Source organism: Vibrio sp. 10N.222.49.A3, from assembly GCF_041475145.1.
Lineage (GTDB): Bacteria > Pseudomonadota > Gammaproteobacteria > Enterobacterales > Vibrionaceae > Vibrio > Vibrio tasmaniensis_A.
Genome location: NZ_JBFRVM010000113.1, coordinates 24,785 through 41,878, shown reverse-complemented (window position 1 = coordinate 41,878; position 17,094 = coordinate 24,785). Strand labels below are relative to the sequence as shown.

Sequence of the window (17,094 nt, the reverse complement as noted above, 5' to 3'; positions counted from 1 at the left end):
TTAAACGATCGGCATTACACTAACTAGTGAGCCTTTTGATATCTGCGTAACGTAAAACCTAGGTCTAACGTTGCTTGATGTTCAAACGAATAGTTTTAAAAGATTCGTTTTAGAAAAGCAGTTTAGAGCAGTCGTTTAGAACTGTAGTTTAAAAGAATTCAATCGAGTTACGGCCGCTTTTGTCGTCACGTGTTGGCTTTGGCGTATCCGCTTTCTTTTTCGGCTTTTTTTCTTTCTTCTCTTTTTTCTCTTTCTTTGGTTCAGCCGTTGCGCTTAGCATTTCTGCTTTGCTTTTCTTAGATTCTTTCTTCTTAGAATCCTTTTTAGACTGACCTTTCTTCGCCTTGTTCTCTTTTTTAGGCGCTTCTTTCTTTTTCGGCTGTTCTGATTCTTCTTGTACTGGCTGATCACACACCACTACATAGTACTCTTGGTTGAATTCAAAGAAGTCGCCATCGTACATTTTACGACGTTTACGAGTTTCTAATTCACCATTAACCGCTACATAACCTTCAGAAATGATGTGTTTAGCTTCACCGCCACCACTCACTAAGTTAGCAATTTTAAACACTTTGTAGAGTTCGATGGGCTGAGACGATACATCAATACCAATTGCTTCAATCTCAATCTCTTCGCCTTCTTCGCCCAGCTCTTGACCTTCGTAGTCAGCGTCTTCGTAATGTTCTTGGTCCATGGTGACCTCTACCTAAATATGTACTTCTGAAATATTGGGCGCAGTGTAATCTTAAAACAACTAAATGACCATGTTGAATTATGGTTCAAGCATCGAGTTTACTGGATTAAAGCTATCTTTAGCACCATAAAACAAAAGAAGAGAACTAACATCATTAGCTCTCTTCTTATTTAAACCATAGCTCAGTTATCGCTTGTTAGGTCGCTAAACCATAGATAGTTAAACCATGGCTAGTTGAACCATAATTAGCTCACTCAGGTGTTTTAAAAGAACCACTTCACGCCGACTTCTGCTTTTAGCTCGTAGTCACCTTCTAGCGTAACGCCCGTTGGCAGAGTGACATCTGCAGATGCGTATTGGAGTTTCGTCATTAGCCACTGAGTTCGGTCTTCCTTAATAGGAGCATTCATCATGATGTTGAAAGACGTCGACTCAAGTTCCACTGTATCGCCAGAAACGTTCATGTACTCAGGCCATGCTTGAACGAACGCGCCAGAATCGCCCATAGGGATAGTAGCAAACAGGTTTAGCATGTAGCCGTCTGCCGTTTCACCAAACACTTCACCGATGGTGTAGTTTACGTTTGGAAACAGCATTGCACCGCCGGTATAAGCAGGGTTAATCAAGCCAATAGCACCCACAGACATCAAGGTATTGTCATCCAAGCCCAGTGCCGAGTTCTTAGTGTGGATGAAGTCCGCCATGAAGCCAACGCGTGGCATCAATGAGCTATCAATTGCTGATACTTGGAAATATTGAGCTCGGCTACCAAGGTAGTCAACGCCCATTGAATCTTTGCCAGGCTTAGCATCTGAGTCGCCAAAGTTACCTTCGATAAAGCCACCGAACTGAGTCGTTTCAGACCATGATCCGGTTAGCATCGAAGACAAACGGATATCAGCGTCAGAAGTAACAAAAAAAGCCGCTTGTGTATAAACACGAGTTAGATCCGATGGATCAATCACTTGGCTTTCTTCTTCATTCGCCAAAGCAGTACCAGACATTGCAGCTAACATTGAAGCGGTCAATAATAGTTTTTTCATGTGTAAACCTTATTCTCATTGGAGCCATAGCCGCTTCCGTACTCACATGGCTCATGTTTAATAACTTGGTCAGAGAAATACTCCCTGCCTCCCTCCATTATCAGACGGTAAAAACAATCTTTAAAATTCATAACGAGGGGTAAAAACCATCAATAAAGCAACAACACACCTTTGCCGTCACTTTATTGAGGCTATGGGTTACTGTTGTTTCGTTTTCAGCTTTTCACGGAGTGTTTGGAAAATGGCATAGAAGCCCGGAGTCATCATCGAACCGACCACCAGCACCATCAACATGCCACCCAGTAGTGCCAATCCAGTGGTGTTCTGAGAGATAGCACCTGCCCCATTGGCAAACACCAAAGGCAAGATGCCAAGGATGAATGACCATGACGTCATGTTTACGGCTCTAAAACGCATCTTGCCGCCTTGGATAGCTGCCTCTTCGATGCTTAAACCTTGAGTTTCACGCTTCAGCTTTGAGAACTCGACCATCAGAATCGCGTTCTTAGCTGCAAGGGAAATCAATAGAATCAAGCCAATTTGACCGTAGATAGACAATGCCTGCCCACCCGCTAATAGCGCCGCGAAAGTACCCACAGCAGCGGTTGGAGCCACAATAATGATCGCAGCAGGCAGAGCCCATGATTCGTACTGAGCTACAAGGAACAAGTAGATAAATACCAGAGCTAAAACCAGAGCGATTTGAGCCGTGTTCCCCGCCAACTTCTCTTGATAAGCCATGTTGGTCCACTCATAGGTGTAACCCTGAGTGAGAACTTCCTCGGCGATACGCTCCATTGCCTCAATCGCCTCACCAGATGAGTAACCTGGAGCTGGATTTAGCTGCAAACGTGCCGCAGGTAACATGTTGTAGCTTGTAACTAGGTCAGGTTCTAATGTCGGTTCGATCGTTGCGACAGCAGACAGCGGAACTTGTTCGCCAAGCGCCGACGGGACATGTATGCGTAGCACATCAGATAGATCATTTCGTTGTTCCCCTTTAGCTTGAACAAAAACTCGGTAGCTTCTTCCGTTTAGTGCAAAATCATTAACGTATGAAGACGCTAGATGTGTCGCCATCGCATCGTTAATTGCACTGAGTGGTACGCCTAACTGACGCGCTTTCTCGCGATCAATTTCGACGTTGTAATGTGGAACATTGGCACGATAAGTCGTCATCGCATTGGTGATTTCTGGCGCTTGATTGGCCGCTGCCATCATTGCGTAAGTCACTTGCGCGAGTTCTTGAGCAGTGCGTCCAGACGTGTCTTGCACCATGAACTCAAGTGCATCACCGATACCAATACCTGGAATAGGTGGTAGACCCATAGCGATGCTCATCGACTTATCAATGCCATACAATTGCATGTTGATGCGCTGGGCAACCGCAGCTTGTGTATGGTCGCCATCCATTGCAAGACGCTCATCCCAGTCTTTCAAATTGACGAACATGGTCGCTGAGTTAGCGGCAACACCACCGGTCAGAGCATTGAAGCCAATCGCACCTGCGAAGTCTTCAATTGCTGGGTCTTGGTTTAATACCGCTTCAGCTTGACGAATCAAGTCATGAGTACGCTCTTTCGATGCGTTATCAGGCAAGAACATCGCGAGCGCCAACACGCCTTTGTCTTCAGCTGGAACAAATGCCGTCGGTAGCTTGTCATTCATCGTCACCATCGCAGTAATAGCCACTGCGAACGACACCAGAAGCACAGCTGATTTGCGCACCAATAAAGAGACTGCTTTGCCATACGCGTTTGTTACTTTGTCGAACATTGCATTGAATGCCACAAACCACTTAGCAGGTTTAGGGTTACGCTTCATAACCATTGCACATAGTGCAGGTGACAAAGTGAGTGCATTGATAGCGGATAGCACCAAAGCAATACAGATGGTGATAGAGAACTGAGCAAACATCAGCCCCGTAATACCTGGCAGCAATGCCACAGGAATAAACACCGCAAGCATGACCAATGTTGACGCGACAATCGGGCCGGTGACTTCTTTCATCGCTCGATTGGTGGCTTCTTTGGCATCAATGGTTTGGTTTTCATTGAGAATGCGTTCTACGTTCTCAACCACCAAAATGGCATTGTCTACCACGATACCAATCGCCAGAATCAAGCCAAATAAGGTAACGGTATTGATACTAAAGCCACCCATTTGCATGAAAGCAAAAGTACCAATCAAAGACACAGGAATCGCAATCACAGGTGCAAGTGTTGTTCTGACATTACCCAAGAACAGGTAAGTCACCGCAATCACAAGCCCGACAGCAACAATTAAGGTTTCGACGATACTGCGAATAGACGCTTCAACCGATAATGTGGTGTCGTATGGGATCGCGTAAGTCATACCAGCTGGCATGATGCTTTCAATGTCTTTCAATACTGACTTAACCGCAGCACCTGTTTCCAAAGCGTTGGCATCTGGGTTAGCCTGCATTGCAACTAGAGCGGCATCTCCGCCATTGTAGGTTGCGTAGGCATCATAGAATTGGCTGCCAATCTCTACGTTAGATACATCTTTCAGATAGATTTGATTGCCGTCTGCTAACGTTTTTATAATGATTTGTTCAAACTCTTCTGCACTCGACAGTCGACCTTGTGTGATCAAGTTAAACTGCAATGCGGCATTTTCACGACTTGGACCTTGGCCAATTCGCCCTGCAGGCACTACTGCATTTTGTTCACGAATCGCGTTCTTCACATCAAATGTTGTCACACCCAGTGACGCCATGCGGTCCATATCAAGCCACACACGCATACCATAGGTCGCACCAATCAAATCGCTGCTCGCCAAGCCAGAGATACGAGCGATACGCTCCATGAAGTTTGCTTCAACCCAGCTGTTAAGCTCTAGCTCTGACATCGATTGATCTTCAGAGTAGAAAGCAATCGCGAGCAAGTCATCCGGCGCGGCTTTACGAATACGCACACCACGAGCACGAACTTCAAACGGCAACATGTTTTCAGCAACAGCAACGCGGTTAGATACGTTAACCATCGCCATATCGGCATCAACACTGTTATCAAAGGTAATGTTTAAGAAGTAACGGCCATCGTTGGTTGAACGCGACTGCATGTAAACCATGCCATCTACACCGTTCACTTCCTCTTCGATTGGATTACCAATCACCTCTTTTACGGTCTCAGCACTGGCGCCCGGCATGAACGCGACGACACGAACTTGTGGAGGCGTCACGCTTGGGTACTCTGAAATCGGCATGGTTTTAATCGCGATCAAACCAATCAAGGTCAGGAAGATCGAGATAACAAACGCAAATTTCGGTCGGTCGATAAAAAATTTACTGATCATAATCTGTTACTCCGCAACTGAAACAGGAGCACCAGGACGAATACGTTGCAGTCCGCCAACAATCACTGGTTCACCGGCGTCCAAGCCATTTGCGACGAAAACATCTTGTCCAATTCGATCACCTACAACGACATCACGACGTACCGCGTTGCCTTCTTCGATGGTAAGTACATATTGAGCGAGCTGATCTTGATGGATCGCTTTATGAGGAATTTGCACGCCGCTTAATGGTTCTGCACTCGTCAGCCCAACACGAACAAATTGATTTGGCAGCAGACCCGCTTCGCTGTTATCAAAAGAGGCAGAAATCGTCACCGTACCGCTGGCTGCATTCACTTTGTTATCAACAAAAGCGATGTTGCCTTGGTAATCCGTCAATTGGCCATCACGCTCAAGCAATACTGATGTCGCTTGCTTACCTTGAAGCTGATATTGACTCAGTTCGCTTTCTTTAATCGAGAAAGTGGCATCGATCGGATCCATCTTAATAAGGTCAATCAATGGACCAAAGTTAGGTCCTACCATGTCACCGATAGAGAAGTTACTTTTCCCTAACTGACCTGAATACGGTGCTTTAACTTGGGTTTGGTCTAAGTTATCTTGCTGAACTCTTACGTTTGCTCGCGCAGACACCACTCGAGATCTCGCCATCTCTAGCTCCGCAATACTCAAATCAAGCTGCGACTGTGAAATACCGCCAGACTTCAACATCTGAGTGGTTCTTTCATGGTTTAGCTGAGTCAAGCTCAGTGCCGATTGCGCTTCAGATAAGGTTGCTTTTGCTGCATCAAATGCCGCTTGGTATGACGTTGGGTCAATTTCAAAAAGCACAGCGCCCGCTTCGACAAAAGCACCGTCATCAAAGAGTTTATTTAACAAGAAACCACTGGTTCTTGGTGTCAGTTGAGCAGATTCAACCGCCTCCATTCTTCCTATATGATATTGGATTGGCGAATGTGCCATTTCCTCGGCAAGCACCACAGTGACAGGTGTACTAGGTACTGGAGCAGCAGCTTGCTCCGTAGGTTGTGAATTACCACCACAGCCTGCAAGTAAGATACTTGCGGTTAATAACGTTATTGTTTTTTTCATCGTGTGTTCTCTACAAATACGTCGATACATTGAGTGACCGCATCCTTGATTCAATCTGAGGGTTTAATCTCAGGTGCCATCACATTTGATCTGTTTTCTATTCGGCGTTGACGCCATGATTTCGAGCGAGCGCTTTAACCCGCTTTTTCGACTAGCGTTTCAATCCAGCGTTAATCGCACTGATGTCTTCAGGTAAAAGCTCACCACCTAAGAACTTGAGCTGCAGTGACACCAAAATGAAATCAATTTGCGCTTCAGTCAGGTCTTGCTTCGCCGCATAAAGCTGACGAGTTCCGTTCAGCACATCGACAATCGTTCTGCTGCCAATTTCAAAACCTTGTTGAGTCGCAACAAGTGAGCGTTCAGCAGAATGAACAGAGTTGGCATAGGCTTGCTGAGCACTAATAAGGGCGTTGAGGTCTTTTTCTGCACCGCGGATTTGACGCGTCACGCTTCTCCAAGATTGCTCTTGAAGCTGAAGGGCTTGCTGGTATTGAACTTTGGCTTGTTGTACTTCGTTGCTGGTCGCCCCGCCTCGGTAGACAGGCAAGGTCATTGCAACGCCTGCAAACACGGTTGAGTTGTCGTCAATGCTATTAAACTGCTGTTTTGACTGACCCATCTCGGTTCTACGAATCTCGCTCGCAAACGTATAACGGTACTCAGCAACCAAACCTAACGACGGTTGATGCCCAGCTTGCGCTAATTCAATCTGCTGCTTGCTTAGCTCAACCAGCTGTTTCTGAATTTGCATCTCAGGGTTAAATTGCTGCGCTTTTTCCTGCCATGTCAGCGCATTTTCTGGCGTTGGGATATTGGCGTCGTAACGGTCAGTATTCAGTGGATAAACCGACGTAAACTCATTGCCAGACAGCTCGTAAAGCGCGTCCAATGATTTCTCAACTTCGTTTTCAGCCACAATCACCGATGCAGAAACCAAATCGAACTGAGCGCGCGTATCAATCACGTCATTTTCCGGAATCATCCCCAATGAAAATTGACGTTCGGTTTGCTTAAGTTGCTCTTCGATCGCTTCTTGTGTCGCTTTGGTTTGCTTTAAGGACTCTTGCGCTTTAAGGGCATTGAAATAACCCACCACGACTTGTAAAGCGAGGCTCTCTAACGCGACTTGGTGTGAGGCTTGGCTGAGCTCAACCTGTTGATTACTTAGCTCATTTGCCGCGTTCAGTTTCGCGTTATAAAGATTTTGCCCAACAGAAATAGACGCCTGTGCCGCGTTGGTGTCTATCTCGTTGAGTGTGGTGTAGCTGTTTCGAAGCACACCATACGCAAGGTTTGCATCAACCTGAGGTAAATACGCGGCACCTACTTTGTCTGCACCATAAGTAGCACTATCAATGGCTAGTGCTGCACTTTTTAACGCAGGGTTATTGTCGAGAGACTGCTGATACAGATCGCTTAAGCTGACACTTTCAGCCAATGCTCCGTAGCTCGTTAATGCTCCGGCCACCAGCACAGCTAACGCCGAGATCTTCATAGAAGATCTCGGCGTTCTGCGATTAACGGCAACCGTACTTGGAAGCATTGAAGTTTGTTTTTTCATGGAATGACCCACCAACACATCAAATGGATGAACGGACTTGCGCCCTTTTGAGTCAAGTTTTGCGATTTAGGGGGTTGAGCTGTAGCGCCGTCGGAATCAAACTTGTTCTAAGTCATGATTTGCTGGCAAATACCGAGGGTTTTGTGTCGGGTTCCACATAGAAATTGGATTTAATTAATTACTTATTAAATAGATTTAAATCAAAATTAGTCATAGCACCCACTGATAGAATTACCTCATTATCTATTCACTGAGTTAATCTCGTAAATGTCCGATTTGATTTGCACTCGTGGCTACATCACTTGGTTTCACCTAGAAAACGGGTTTGGTTTTGCTAAACCTGATCACGGTGATATTGATGTACTCATTCACATCAGTGTCATTGAATTTGATGGTGAAATTAACTTAGAGGAAGGTCAGCGAGTTTATATGGAGCTTGAGAAAGTAAAAGATAAGCCTCACTGGAATGCCGTCAAAGTGCTACCTCTGGCAAAACCATTCTCTGTATTAGAGCCAGTATGATGAATACCCATCAACGAGGTCGTCCTACGCTGTCGCCAGTTGTGAAGCTTGCTAAACACGTTGTAAAAGACTATCGAGATTACGTGAGCCTTAACCTTCGTTACCAAGCTCAGTTTCGTCAACACTACCCAGACCACAACGCAGAGCAGTTGGCTCTCATTAACGCCGACATCATCAGCGCCTCCGAGGAGTATAAGATTTGGAGCAGCATTGATAACCTAATGCTGTCTGCGCAACGTCATTCTGATCCGATCCAGCAATGGCAAAGCATTCAAGAGAAGGTATTAGGTAATGTGCTGCAACTTATTAGCCTGTACCAGCTTCGGATTAGATCGCTTCCGGCGCAGCCAAGGTCAATACTTTTGTGTGATTTCGCGGATCAGCTTTGGCTCCATGAGCAGGCTGTCACGCAAAAAGGAATCTCACAAAAGCGAATCTCTCAAACAGTAATCTCGCAAACGTTAGTTTCGCAAACAGTGGCCTCTTGGCTCGAAAGTACATTAGTTAAGGCGACTGGCTTTCAACAAGATGATTGGTTCTATACCGTCACTGAAAGCTTCAAATCAAGCATCAGAGAGCTTAACGGAGCTTTATTGAATGGTTCAGAAAGTCTCAATCATTTCTGGAGTGACGACACTTCGTTTGTGCTTGAGCGCATCAAGCATCAACGAAAGATCATTCGCTTACTGATGCTGCATATTATTGACAACAAAATAGATTCATTGCTGCTAAGGCAAGCACAAAGCAGCGCGGGCAGACCAGCACTCCCCTTGCCTGTGCAATTAATGCGACAAGAGCAAGCGCTTCAAGATACGTACCTCGAATACAGAAAGGTGTGTCATGCACACAACCAAGCAGCATTAAGCATCGAAACACTGGCCGCCAAGGCGCTCGAAAAAAACAGCAAAGCAACAACCCAAACAAAAGCCGGTAGAAAACCGATGAGCGAACTGCAAAAACTCGTCAATCAGAGCCTAGTATTAGAAGATCAGATACTGTGCCAAGAACATCAGTTTAATGAGCGCACCATCGATTGTTCAAAATTAAAATCTAACCAAAGTAGCGATGTTGAAAGTGGCTCGGCCATAGATAAACCCGTTAAGAGAGGACGCCCCACACTCTCGCCTCAAGACCAAATAGCTCGATTAAAAGCCAAACTCGACAACATAAATCAAGCCATTGAACAGTTGAAATCAAATACTAAGTCAGCAAACGCTGATACGATAGAGAGAAATATTTTGCAGTATCAAAGCCTTTGGCTGACCAATAAAATAGCGCACGCTGATCGCATATTGGCGAAACAAGAGAGTCCACTTGAGCTTGCTCGGCGTCGCAAGTGGGCTCAAAAGTTACTGACGATACGATCCACCTTAAGTAAGATTTAGACTTAACCTTGAGTGAGCCACGATGAGTTTCTACCTATTAAATCAAAATCTGCTTTATAACAGTCAAAGTGGAAAGCTGCTAAACCTGACGTCTTTGCAAGAGACGCAACTGCGTTCCAATGAGTGGAAATTGCTATCACTTTTCATTGAACATTCAGGTTCTGACCTCACATCAGCGTTTATTCTTGAGGCCATTTGGGAAAGTACGCGTGCAAAGTCGAGTGTCGCCACCGCGGTAAAAAACTTGCGTGCCCAACTGGGAGATTCGAGCGAACAACCAAAGTTCATCCAAACTCAAGTGATGAAGGGCTACGCCTACATCGGAGAAACTCAAGCGCTCACTGAAACAGAATACCAATCATTGATTGCTCGCCACGCTTCGTTATGGTCAAAAACAGCAAACTGGGTTCAATATAACAAAACCTTTTTTATTCATAATCTTATCCGGACAGTTTGCGTTCTATTTATCGGCTGGAACTTAGTCGGCTTATACCACAATGGCGCATTCAGTCGCCTAATCGCAGAGCCGACCATCGCGCCACCTATCCCGATGTTAATCCATCAAAACGCTGAGACGCCAAGTGATCAAGACATTCAAATCTGCCAATCGCTACTGATTGAAGCTCAACAGAGTGCACTCTTCGATACTTTACCCTTTCATCGAGAAAGCTCTGCCCCGTCACTGCCGAGATTGTATTGGCGAGATCACAATAAGGAGGTGCTTGTATGTCATCTATCACCACTAAAATAACCACAAGCGGTTTCATTATTGTGGCGCTGATGTCTTACGTCATCAAAGACATCTACATTTCTCAATACAGCCCAGAATCGGTGTTTGTCGATCAGTATTGGTCGTATAAGCACAGAAGATACCCAGGTCAATTTGGTTACTTGGCTCAGTTATGGGATATACGCGTCGTCGAGACGGAGTCTGAGGTCCTCATGACTAAAGACAAGTCTTATCACGCCATGCACTTCAATTTTTTCGCCCCATCAGGTTCCGTTGCTCAGGTGACAGTGAAGTTCGACACTGAGTGGCAACGCTTTGAAAACAACCATATCCAGTTTGATGTGATTGCAGACTCAATTCGTTTAGAAGAAGCATCAAGGAAAATTGATCAAGAAAAATTCCACGCATTCTCAAGAGATATAATCCTCCGTATGTTCTCAACGCCAAGAAAAATCATCTCTGTATCGTCACATGAAATCATCACTGAATTGCCGTATATAGGTTTGGTAAGGCAGATAAAAATAGACACACCGCATTTGCTTGAAGCGCGTTAATCGAACTCGAAAAATAAACACCTAGTATTGATCACATTTTCATCTCATTACCGAAGATAAAATTTAGCGAATTCAACATTAATGCGGGATAATTTCCATCATAAGGTCTGGGTTTACTTTCTATTGAGGTTTGAGCATGTTTTCTTATGAGCATCTATTGGCATTTTGCACCACGTACGAAGCATCTTCATACAGCGCAGCTGCCAAAAAGTTAGGCAAAGACCGCACCACAATACGAGACCAAGTAAAGGCCGTCGAAGACTTATATGGCGTTACGCTATTTGAAATCATCGGAAAGAAAGCAACACCGACTCAAGCGGCTGATCATATCTATCAACGCTCCAAGGTTGTGTTGAATAACACTGAGAAGCTCAGCACCTCATTAGAAAACATCTATATGGATGAGATGCTGACGCTCAATATCTATCACGACATTTCGCTACCACTCAATTTGGCTGTCAAAATCGAGCACGCTTTACAACAAAAATGCCCTGAACTTCGTGTGCATTGGCTGCATCGTAATCGAGAGGACGCGTTTGATAACATTGAATCTGAATCGAACAGCATCGCGCTTATGGAGCATAAAAACATCCAACGTTTTAGTAAAAATATCGAGTTCTTCTCTTTGGGCTATGGCAAGCTAGGTATGTATGCAGGAAAAAGAAGCAAACTCCCTCACCTCAACGCGCTGTCAATTGAAGACTTAAAGTTAGACAAGCAATATGTGAGCGAAAACCATTTCAACACGCTACCAGAGCTCTATTTTATTTCCCCCCAGTACCACCTAGTCAGCAATAACGACCTCTTATTAGAATTGGTAAAACATGACGGTTGGGCAATCATGAGTACCGATCTAGCAAAGCCCCTAGTCCAGCGCGGCGAGTTGGTAGCTCTCCAAGTAAAACAGGTCGCAAATCATTTTAATTTTGGACTAACCTTGTATTACCCAGTATCAATGGGTAACAAAGAACCACTACCTACAATCAAGAAAATCACTCAAGCACACTTCGCCCCATAGTTATATTAATGGGTTAGGTAACAATATTAACGTGTTATCTAGCCATATTGATGGATTTTAACCCGCATATGCGAATTTTTCGTTTCTAGATTCAATGTCATGATGATTGCGTTCTCAAATTACAAAGGCATTCATCATGAATAAGAAAATTTTATCTACCGCTATTATTGCTACCTTCTCTATGGGCGTTGTTACTGCCGCCGAAGCATGTACCCGCTTGCTTTGGGATACACAAGATCAAGGCACATTCGTTTCACGTACAGTGGACTGGTCAGAACCAACCAACGTCCACCTCGTCAACATTCCAAAAAACAGCGCTTACCTTACCCACTTAAATAACTCTAACCAAGTAACCTCTAAATATGATGTCACTGGATTAACAACTTATGGGCAAATTACTGATGGTATGAATAGTGAAGGGCTTAGTGGTAATGTGCTGTACGACCGAAACATGGATACAGATGACTCAACGCAAGCTGACGACTTAGGTACGCTGACCTACCTTAAACATGTTTTATCGCAGTTTAGTACTGTTGAAGAGGCCGTTAAATTCGTTGAAAAATCGCAACCTGCCATTGAATTCGTACCCGGTATTCCCGTTAGAATTGCTCTGCACATTAGCCTTCAAGACACATCGGGTGACTCAGCAATTATAGAATTTAGAGCAGAAGGACCTCGAGTATGGCATGGCGCGGAATACACCGTAATGACCAACCAACCCGATTACGACCAACATCTGGCCAATGTAGAACGCTCTAAACGCGGTTGGGGGCCAAAAGAAGCACAATACTCACAAACCAACTTAGGGACTGGCGGTAATGCCAACCCAGAAGACAGGTTTGTACATTCAAGTTACTACATGGAACACCTTACGGAGCCGAGCAGCGTGATCAACGGTATGGTCAAACTGGACTCGCTTACTTACAAGATCCCACATGATGCGCCAATTGCACCCATTGATGGTGTGATGTCTGGCTACGCGACGGAATACGCGGTTAACTATCACCTACAATCAGGAGAAACGTTGCTTCGCTATCAGTGGGGAGATGACTTCACTCAGCTTCAATACAACATGCGAGATATCCAAGAATCTGGAAAAGCGATCAGCTTCCAGTTAATCCAGCCGGGTTTGATTGGAGATGTGACTGAAACGATCATTAAATCTGCAAACTAATCAAACTAAGCACGCGTAAACCTGAGACAAAGGCCACTTGGCCTTTGTCCTATTCATAATCAACACTCCGCTTCAACCAGAGTGCATCTACCGCGCTCTCACTCTCAACTTATATTAAGTACCTTTCAAAGCGATACTAAAGGTGGGTCTACAAATTCTTAGTTGCGTAACCCTTCAGTACTTCAACCAAACCTTTATACACATTGGTATTTTCAAAACTCGTTGGATAGAAGAATGAGAGCCCGAACTTCGCGCTGTGTGAAAGCAACTCATTGAACTCTATTCGGCGTAGCTGCTTCGTATTCACCGCTTCGGTCGCTAAGCTTTTTGGAAGTAACGCCCAGCCATTCACTTTCACTAATTCCAATAACATATCGTTATTACTAACGGTGCGAAAATACGGTGATATGCCCAACCACTCTGGCATGGTTTTGCTTTGGTTTTCACTGATGTATTGCGTTTCTAATTGAAGATCTTCAAGTCGAATCTCACCGATTTTGAACAAAGGACTATCAATCCGTGCGTAGGCAGCAATATCACCGTCACCAAGTTTGATGGCACTGATTGGGTATTCCGACATGTTTTCCATTCGGTGCTGCATGATCGCAACTTTGTTGTGCGCTTGTGTCACATCAACCAAGATCTCATCTCGATTTCGATGCAGCCAATTGAGCACCATGTCAGGGTGAGCCTTCAAAACATGCTGCTCTATTTCCACCACTAAATCGTTGGGCATCAGAGTATCGTGATAGAAATCTAAACGGGTCAGCTCTTGTTGATAAGCATTCATCATTCTTAGATGCAATCGCTCACTGTTTTGCACCAGTAATTTTGATTGCTTATAAATAGAACGTGCAAAGCTGGTAGGTACCGCCTTTTTTCCTTCAATAGTAAATAAAATGGTTCGATAGCTGTCTTCTAGCGCTTTCACTTGTTCTCGAATGGTCGTTCTATCTTTACCAATAGCTCTCGCAGCCTTGCTATAGCTCTGTTCGTCATACGTCGCACAGAATGAGTTTAAGTGTTCATAAGAAAACATCCCTACCACCTTAGATAATTAATGTTTGGTTTTACCCATCATTATGCGTTATTAGAAACGTAATAACACTGCTAAATTAGCAACAAATGTGAGGCGAAGAGAGTTTTCACTCTGTATTTGAACGATAAAATTCGCTTCTCTATGTATTGGCAGTAAGCCCAGAAGTTAGCTATACACACTTATTTGAACAGAGTTACGCATTGCTAATTATGGGTTTACCGCCTCTCTTTTCTTGTCACTTATCCGTGAATACAAAGAACTGACTTTCTAAGCGCTCACAGGAAGATTGATTTTCCAAAGCACGATGGTCGACTGAATCCTCTCATAGAACAAGGTCGTTAGTTGAGAGCAATAGGATCCATTATGAAAAAGCTACTTCTCTCAACGGTTATTGCTGGCCTAGTCGCCACACCTGCTTTCGCCGAAACCTCTACTAGCCCTATCACGCTCTATGTATCGAACGACATCATTACTCTTTCAGATCACGATCATAGCAACGTCGACGCTATCGCAGTTCAAGACGGTAAAATCCTCGACCTTGGCGATCAAAAAACACTTACCACTAAGTACCAATCTAAAGATGGTTTTACGATTGATAAATCATTTGAAGATCGCGTTCTTACACCGGGCTTCGTTGAACCTCACGTTCACCTTTGGCTGATGGCGTTATTGATCGGCACAGACTTTATTACTCCTGCTGATTGGGATTTACCGTGGGGCAACGTTGAAGGCGTAATAGGCCATGATAGCTACTTAGCCCGTTTAACTGAGTTAGAAAGTGAACTGGCAGAAGGCGAACCATTGGTAAGCTGGGGCTACCATCACTATTTCCACGGCAATGAAATGAGCCGCGAGTTGCTGAATAACATTTCTGAAGACCGACCAATTATCATTTGGCATCGTAGCTTCCACGAATTGTTCTTCAACGATGCAGCGATGGAAATGCTAGGTTGGTCTGAAGAAGACTGGACTGGCGAAGGCTATAACTACGATCAACTAGACTGGGAACGAGGCCATGCTTATGAAGCTGGAGCTAAAATCCTTCTCAATGATGTAATGGGGTTCTGGGTAAATAGCGGCATTTTTGCAACCGGGATGGAGCGAACCAAAGATTACATCCACTCTGGTGGTATTACTACCGCGATTGACCCTGGTGTTGTTGCAACACCTGAGATGTTCGAGCAAGTAGTCGACATTCTCGAAGACGGTAACTTCCCAATGGATTACTGGTTAATGCCAGCGGGTAACTTTACCTACATGATGGCAGAAAACGACCCTGCCAAAGGTAAAGCGATTGCCGAAGGTTTGACTCAACACCCGTCTTATCAAGGCGAACAGATCAAATGGCTACCTAAATTCGTTAAGTTGTTTTCAGACGGCGCAATGTACAGCCAGTTAATGCAACTTAAAGATGGTTACACCGATGGTCACTCAGGTGAATGGTTGCAAGAGCCTAAAGATCTTGAAGCAAGTATGCGTCCTTACTGGGAAGACGACTACACGATTGTTATCCATGCAAATGGTGATCTAGGCTTTGAGACTGCACTGAACATTGTCGACAAGCTTAACAAAGAAAAAAGCAGAGACGATCACAGAACCAGCTTCCATCATCTAGGTATTACCGATAAAGACGACATCCCTAAAGCCGTTGAACTTGGCGCAAACTTTAGTGTAAACCCTTACTACACACATATTCTGGCTGAGCTTTACTCTGAACAAGGTATCGGTCAAGAGCGTGCAGAAGTGATGGCGCGTGGACGTTCATTCATCGATGCGGGTGGTATTTTATCATTGCACTCAGATTCACCAATGGCACCAGCGCAACCACTAGGGTTAGTTTGGGCTGCTGTAAACAGAATCGGTCTGTCTGGCAAAACGGTAATGGGACCTCAAGAACGCATTACGGTTGATGAAGCAATGCGCGCAATCACGATTGATGCAGCGTACACAGCTCGTCTAGAAAATGAAGTGGGTACCATTGATATCGGTAAAACCGCTAACTTTACGGTACTCGACGACAACCCATATACGGTAAAACCTGAAGACATCAACAAGATAAAAGTTGAAGCAACGATTTACCAAGGTATCCCTGCTCCTGTAAAAAACAGTAACTCTGGTTTAGCCATGACTGAGCAAAATATGAAAGTTGTGAATGTAATCAACAGATACCACAACGCTCACGGTCATCACCACCATCATGATCATGATCATGACCACGATGTGTGTGCGACAAGCTTGTACTTCCAACATGCTCTTACAGCGATTCAACAGAAATAACGTAGGTACAATAACGATGAACATCGTTCTAAGCTGAGCGAAAGTATCTCAATAGCTTAAGCTTCATTGTTCTCAAAAAGTGATAGTGTGACCTCAGCGTCCGCTATCACTTTTTCTTTTTATGGTACATGTTTACCGATTCCGCGATACAGACCTCCTATATTCAATTATCTCTATACAAAGATCTCAAACTCAATCCGGCACGCTCTCACACCTTCAATCCCCTATCTCACTGCTTTCCACATCACAACCAAATATCCCAACACTTCACAGATCATCGAGGACATTTGCTGTTTGGTGGTGCAATCTATTAGCCACAACATAGCTCAACAAGTGCAGCTTTCTAAATACTGGCTCTAGCGAATTGAGCCCATACCGTGAACAAGTGTGTTCGTCATTCCTGAAACTTGGCACTTGGCACTTGGCAGAGAGAGATAAAAACCCCGCAACTCCTCATCAACAGTGACACCTTATTAAATCCTTACAGAACCAAAGACTTTTTCATCACTGATAACTCGTCAAGATACCTAGCTCATTGGTCACCTTCTCTCAATGTACCCTTGAGTACACACCTTCTCATTTTAACTGGCTAACCTCTTTTCGTAGCATCTCACCTCGCTTCATGAAAGCCACACAAATCTGATTTGATTGCGCTGTTTACCACCATAACTGCGCCATTCTTCA

The 17,094-nt window shown here is 44.5% G+C and carries 13 protein-coding genes; 7 read left to right on the top strand and 6 right to left on the bottom strand.

The window, feature by feature from the left end; translation table 11 throughout:
• Positions 1 to 148: 148 nt before the first annotated feature.
• From AB4589_RS18370 to AB4589_RS18350, 5 genes are all read right to left on the bottom strand, one after another.
• Positions 149 to 694 carry an RNA-binding S4 domain-containing protein gene (locus AB4589_RS18370; protein ID WP_017098980.1) on the bottom strand — a complete coding sequence of 182 codons (546 nt, stop codon included), beginning with the start codon at positions 692 to 694 and terminating at the stop codon, positions 149 to 151.
• 263 nt (positions 695 to 957) lie between these two features.
• A complete protein-coding gene (locus AB4589_RS18365; RefSeq protein WP_009844927.1) occupies positions 958 to 1,737 on the bottom strand; it encodes a hypothetical protein in 780 nt (259 codons plus the stop codon).
• A 198-nt stretch (positions 1,738 to 1,935) separates the two neighbouring features.
• Positions 1,936 to 5,055: an efflux RND transporter permease subunit gene (locus AB4589_RS18360; RefSeq protein WP_372101404.1), complete on the bottom strand. Its 3,120-nt coding sequence runs from the start codon at positions 5,053 to 5,055 to the stop codon at positions 1,936 to 1,938.
• Between the two features lie 6 nt (positions 5,056 to 5,061).
• Entirely contained in the window at positions 5,062 to 6,147 is a 1,086-nt protein-coding gene (locus tag AB4589_RS18355) for an efflux RND transporter periplasmic adaptor subunit (protein ID WP_050654035.1), read from the bottom strand.
• Between the two features lie 151 nt (positions 6,148 to 6,298).
• Entirely contained in the window at positions 6,299 to 7,711 is a 1,413-nt protein-coding gene (locus AB4589_RS18350) for a TolC family outer membrane protein (RefSeq protein ID WP_372101402.1), read from the bottom strand.
• 267 nt (positions 7,712 to 7,978) lie between these two features.
• Here AB4589_RS18350 and AB4589_RS18345 point away from each other — a divergent pair, with 267 nt between their 5' ends.
• The 6 genes from AB4589_RS18345 (at position 7,979) to AB4589_RS18320 (ending at position 13,094) form a co-directional block, all read left to right on the top strand.
• Entirely contained in the window at positions 7,979 to 8,233 is a 255-nt protein-coding gene (locus AB4589_RS18345) for a cold shock domain-containing protein (protein ID WP_122047081.1), read from the top strand.
• On the top strand, positions 8,230 to 9,618 hold the full coding sequence (locus tag AB4589_RS18340; protein ID WP_372101400.1) for a hypothetical protein: 1,389 nt from the start codon (positions 8,230 to 8,232) through the stop codon (positions 9,616 to 9,618). Before AB4589_RS18345 ends, AB4589_RS18340 begins: the two co-directional genes overlap by 4 nt.
• Before the next feature lie 22 nt (positions 9,619 to 9,640).
• Positions 9,641 to 10,369, top strand: a complete 729-nt coding sequence (locus AB4589_RS18335) for a transcriptional regulator (RefSeq protein WP_371726634.1) — start codon at positions 9,641 to 9,643, stop codon at positions 10,367 to 10,369.
• Positions 10,345 to 10,902, top strand: coding sequence for a hypothetical protein (locus AB4589_RS18330; protein WP_372101398.1), 558 nt, complete (start codon positions 10,345 to 10,347; stop codon positions 10,900 to 10,902). The genes AB4589_RS18335 and AB4589_RS18330 overlap by 25 nt, the downstream gene beginning before the upstream one ends.
• 136 nt (positions 10,903 to 11,038) lie before the next feature.
• On the top strand, positions 11,039 to 11,920 hold the full coding sequence (locus AB4589_RS18325) for a LysR family transcriptional regulator (RefSeq protein ID WP_009844919.1): 882 nt from the start codon (positions 11,039 to 11,041) through the stop codon (positions 11,918 to 11,920).
• Positions 11,921 to 12,056: 136 nt separating this feature from the next.
• Positions 12,057 to 13,094, top strand: coding sequence for a linear amide C-N hydrolase (locus AB4589_RS18320; protein WP_012600794.1), 1,038 nt, complete (start codon positions 12,057 to 12,059; stop codon positions 13,092 to 13,094).
• A gap of 148 nt (positions 13,095 to 13,242) precedes the next feature.
• Here AB4589_RS18320 and AB4589_RS18315 read toward each other — a convergent pair whose 3' ends face one another.
• Positions 13,243 to 14,133, bottom strand: a complete 891-nt coding sequence (locus tag AB4589_RS18315; protein ID WP_102535101.1) for a LysR family transcriptional regulator — start codon at positions 14,131 to 14,133, stop codon at positions 13,243 to 13,245.
• A 363-nt stretch (positions 14,134 to 14,496) separates the two neighbouring features.
• Here AB4589_RS18315 and AB4589_RS18310 point away from each other — a divergent pair, with 363 nt between their 5' ends.
• Positions 14,497 to 16,410 (top strand): amidohydrolase, encoded by a 1,914-nt coding sequence (locus tag AB4589_RS18310; RefSeq protein ID WP_372101396.1) that lies wholly within the window; start codon positions 14,497 to 14,499, stop codon positions 16,408 to 16,410.
• Positions 16,411 to 17,094: the final 684 nt, after the last annotated feature.

What these genes read in the sequence shown, in the direction of transcription:
- AB4589_RS18370 (WP_017098980.1), bottom strand. Translation starts at nt 694, where the DNA reads ATGGACCAAGAACATTACGAAGACGCTGACTACGAAGGTCAAGAGCTG.
- AB4589_RS18365 (WP_009844927.1), bottom strand. Translation starts at nt 1,737, where the DNA reads ATGAAAAAACTATTATTGACCGCTTCAATGTTAGCTGCAATGTCTGGT.
- AB4589_RS18360 (WP_372101404.1), bottom strand. Translation starts at nt 5,055, where the DNA reads ATGATCAGTAAATTTTTTATCGACCGACCGAAATTTGCGTTTGTTATC.
- AB4589_RS18355 (WP_050654035.1), bottom strand. Translation starts at nt 6,147, where the DNA reads ATGAAAAAAACAATAACGTTATTAACCGCAAGTATCTTACTTGCAGGC.
- AB4589_RS18350 (WP_372101402.1), bottom strand. Translation starts at nt 7,711, where the DNA reads ATGAAAAAACAAACTTCAATGCTTCCAAGTACGGTTGCCGTTAATCGC.
- AB4589_RS18345 (WP_122047081.1), top strand. Translation starts at nt 7,979, where the DNA reads ATGTCCGATTTGATTTGCACTCGTGGCTACATCACTTGGTTTCACCTA.
- AB4589_RS18340 (WP_372101400.1), top strand. Translation starts at nt 8,230, where the DNA reads ATGATGAATACCCATCAACGAGGTCGTCCTACGCTGTCGCCAGTTGTG.
- AB4589_RS18335 (WP_371726634.1), top strand. Translation starts at nt 9,641, where the DNA reads ATGAGTTTCTACCTATTAAATCAAAATCTGCTTTATAACAGTCAAAGT.
- AB4589_RS18330 (WP_372101398.1), top strand. Translation starts at nt 10,345, where the DNA reads ATGTCATCTATCACCACTAAAATAACCACAAGCGGTTTCATTATTGTG.
- AB4589_RS18325 (WP_009844919.1), top strand. Translation starts at nt 11,039, where the DNA reads ATGTTTTCTTATGAGCATCTATTGGCATTTTGCACCACGTACGAAGCA.
- AB4589_RS18320 (WP_012600794.1), top strand. Translation starts at nt 12,057, where the DNA reads ATGAATAAGAAAATTTTATCTACCGCTATTATTGCTACCTTCTCTATG.
- AB4589_RS18315 (WP_102535101.1), bottom strand. Translation starts at nt 14,133, where the DNA reads ATGTTTTCTTATGAACACTTAAACTCATTCTGTGCGACGTATGACGAA.
- AB4589_RS18310 (WP_372101396.1), top strand. Translation starts at nt 14,497, where the DNA reads ATGAAAAAGCTACTTCTCTCAACGGTTATTGCTGGCCTAGTCGCCACA.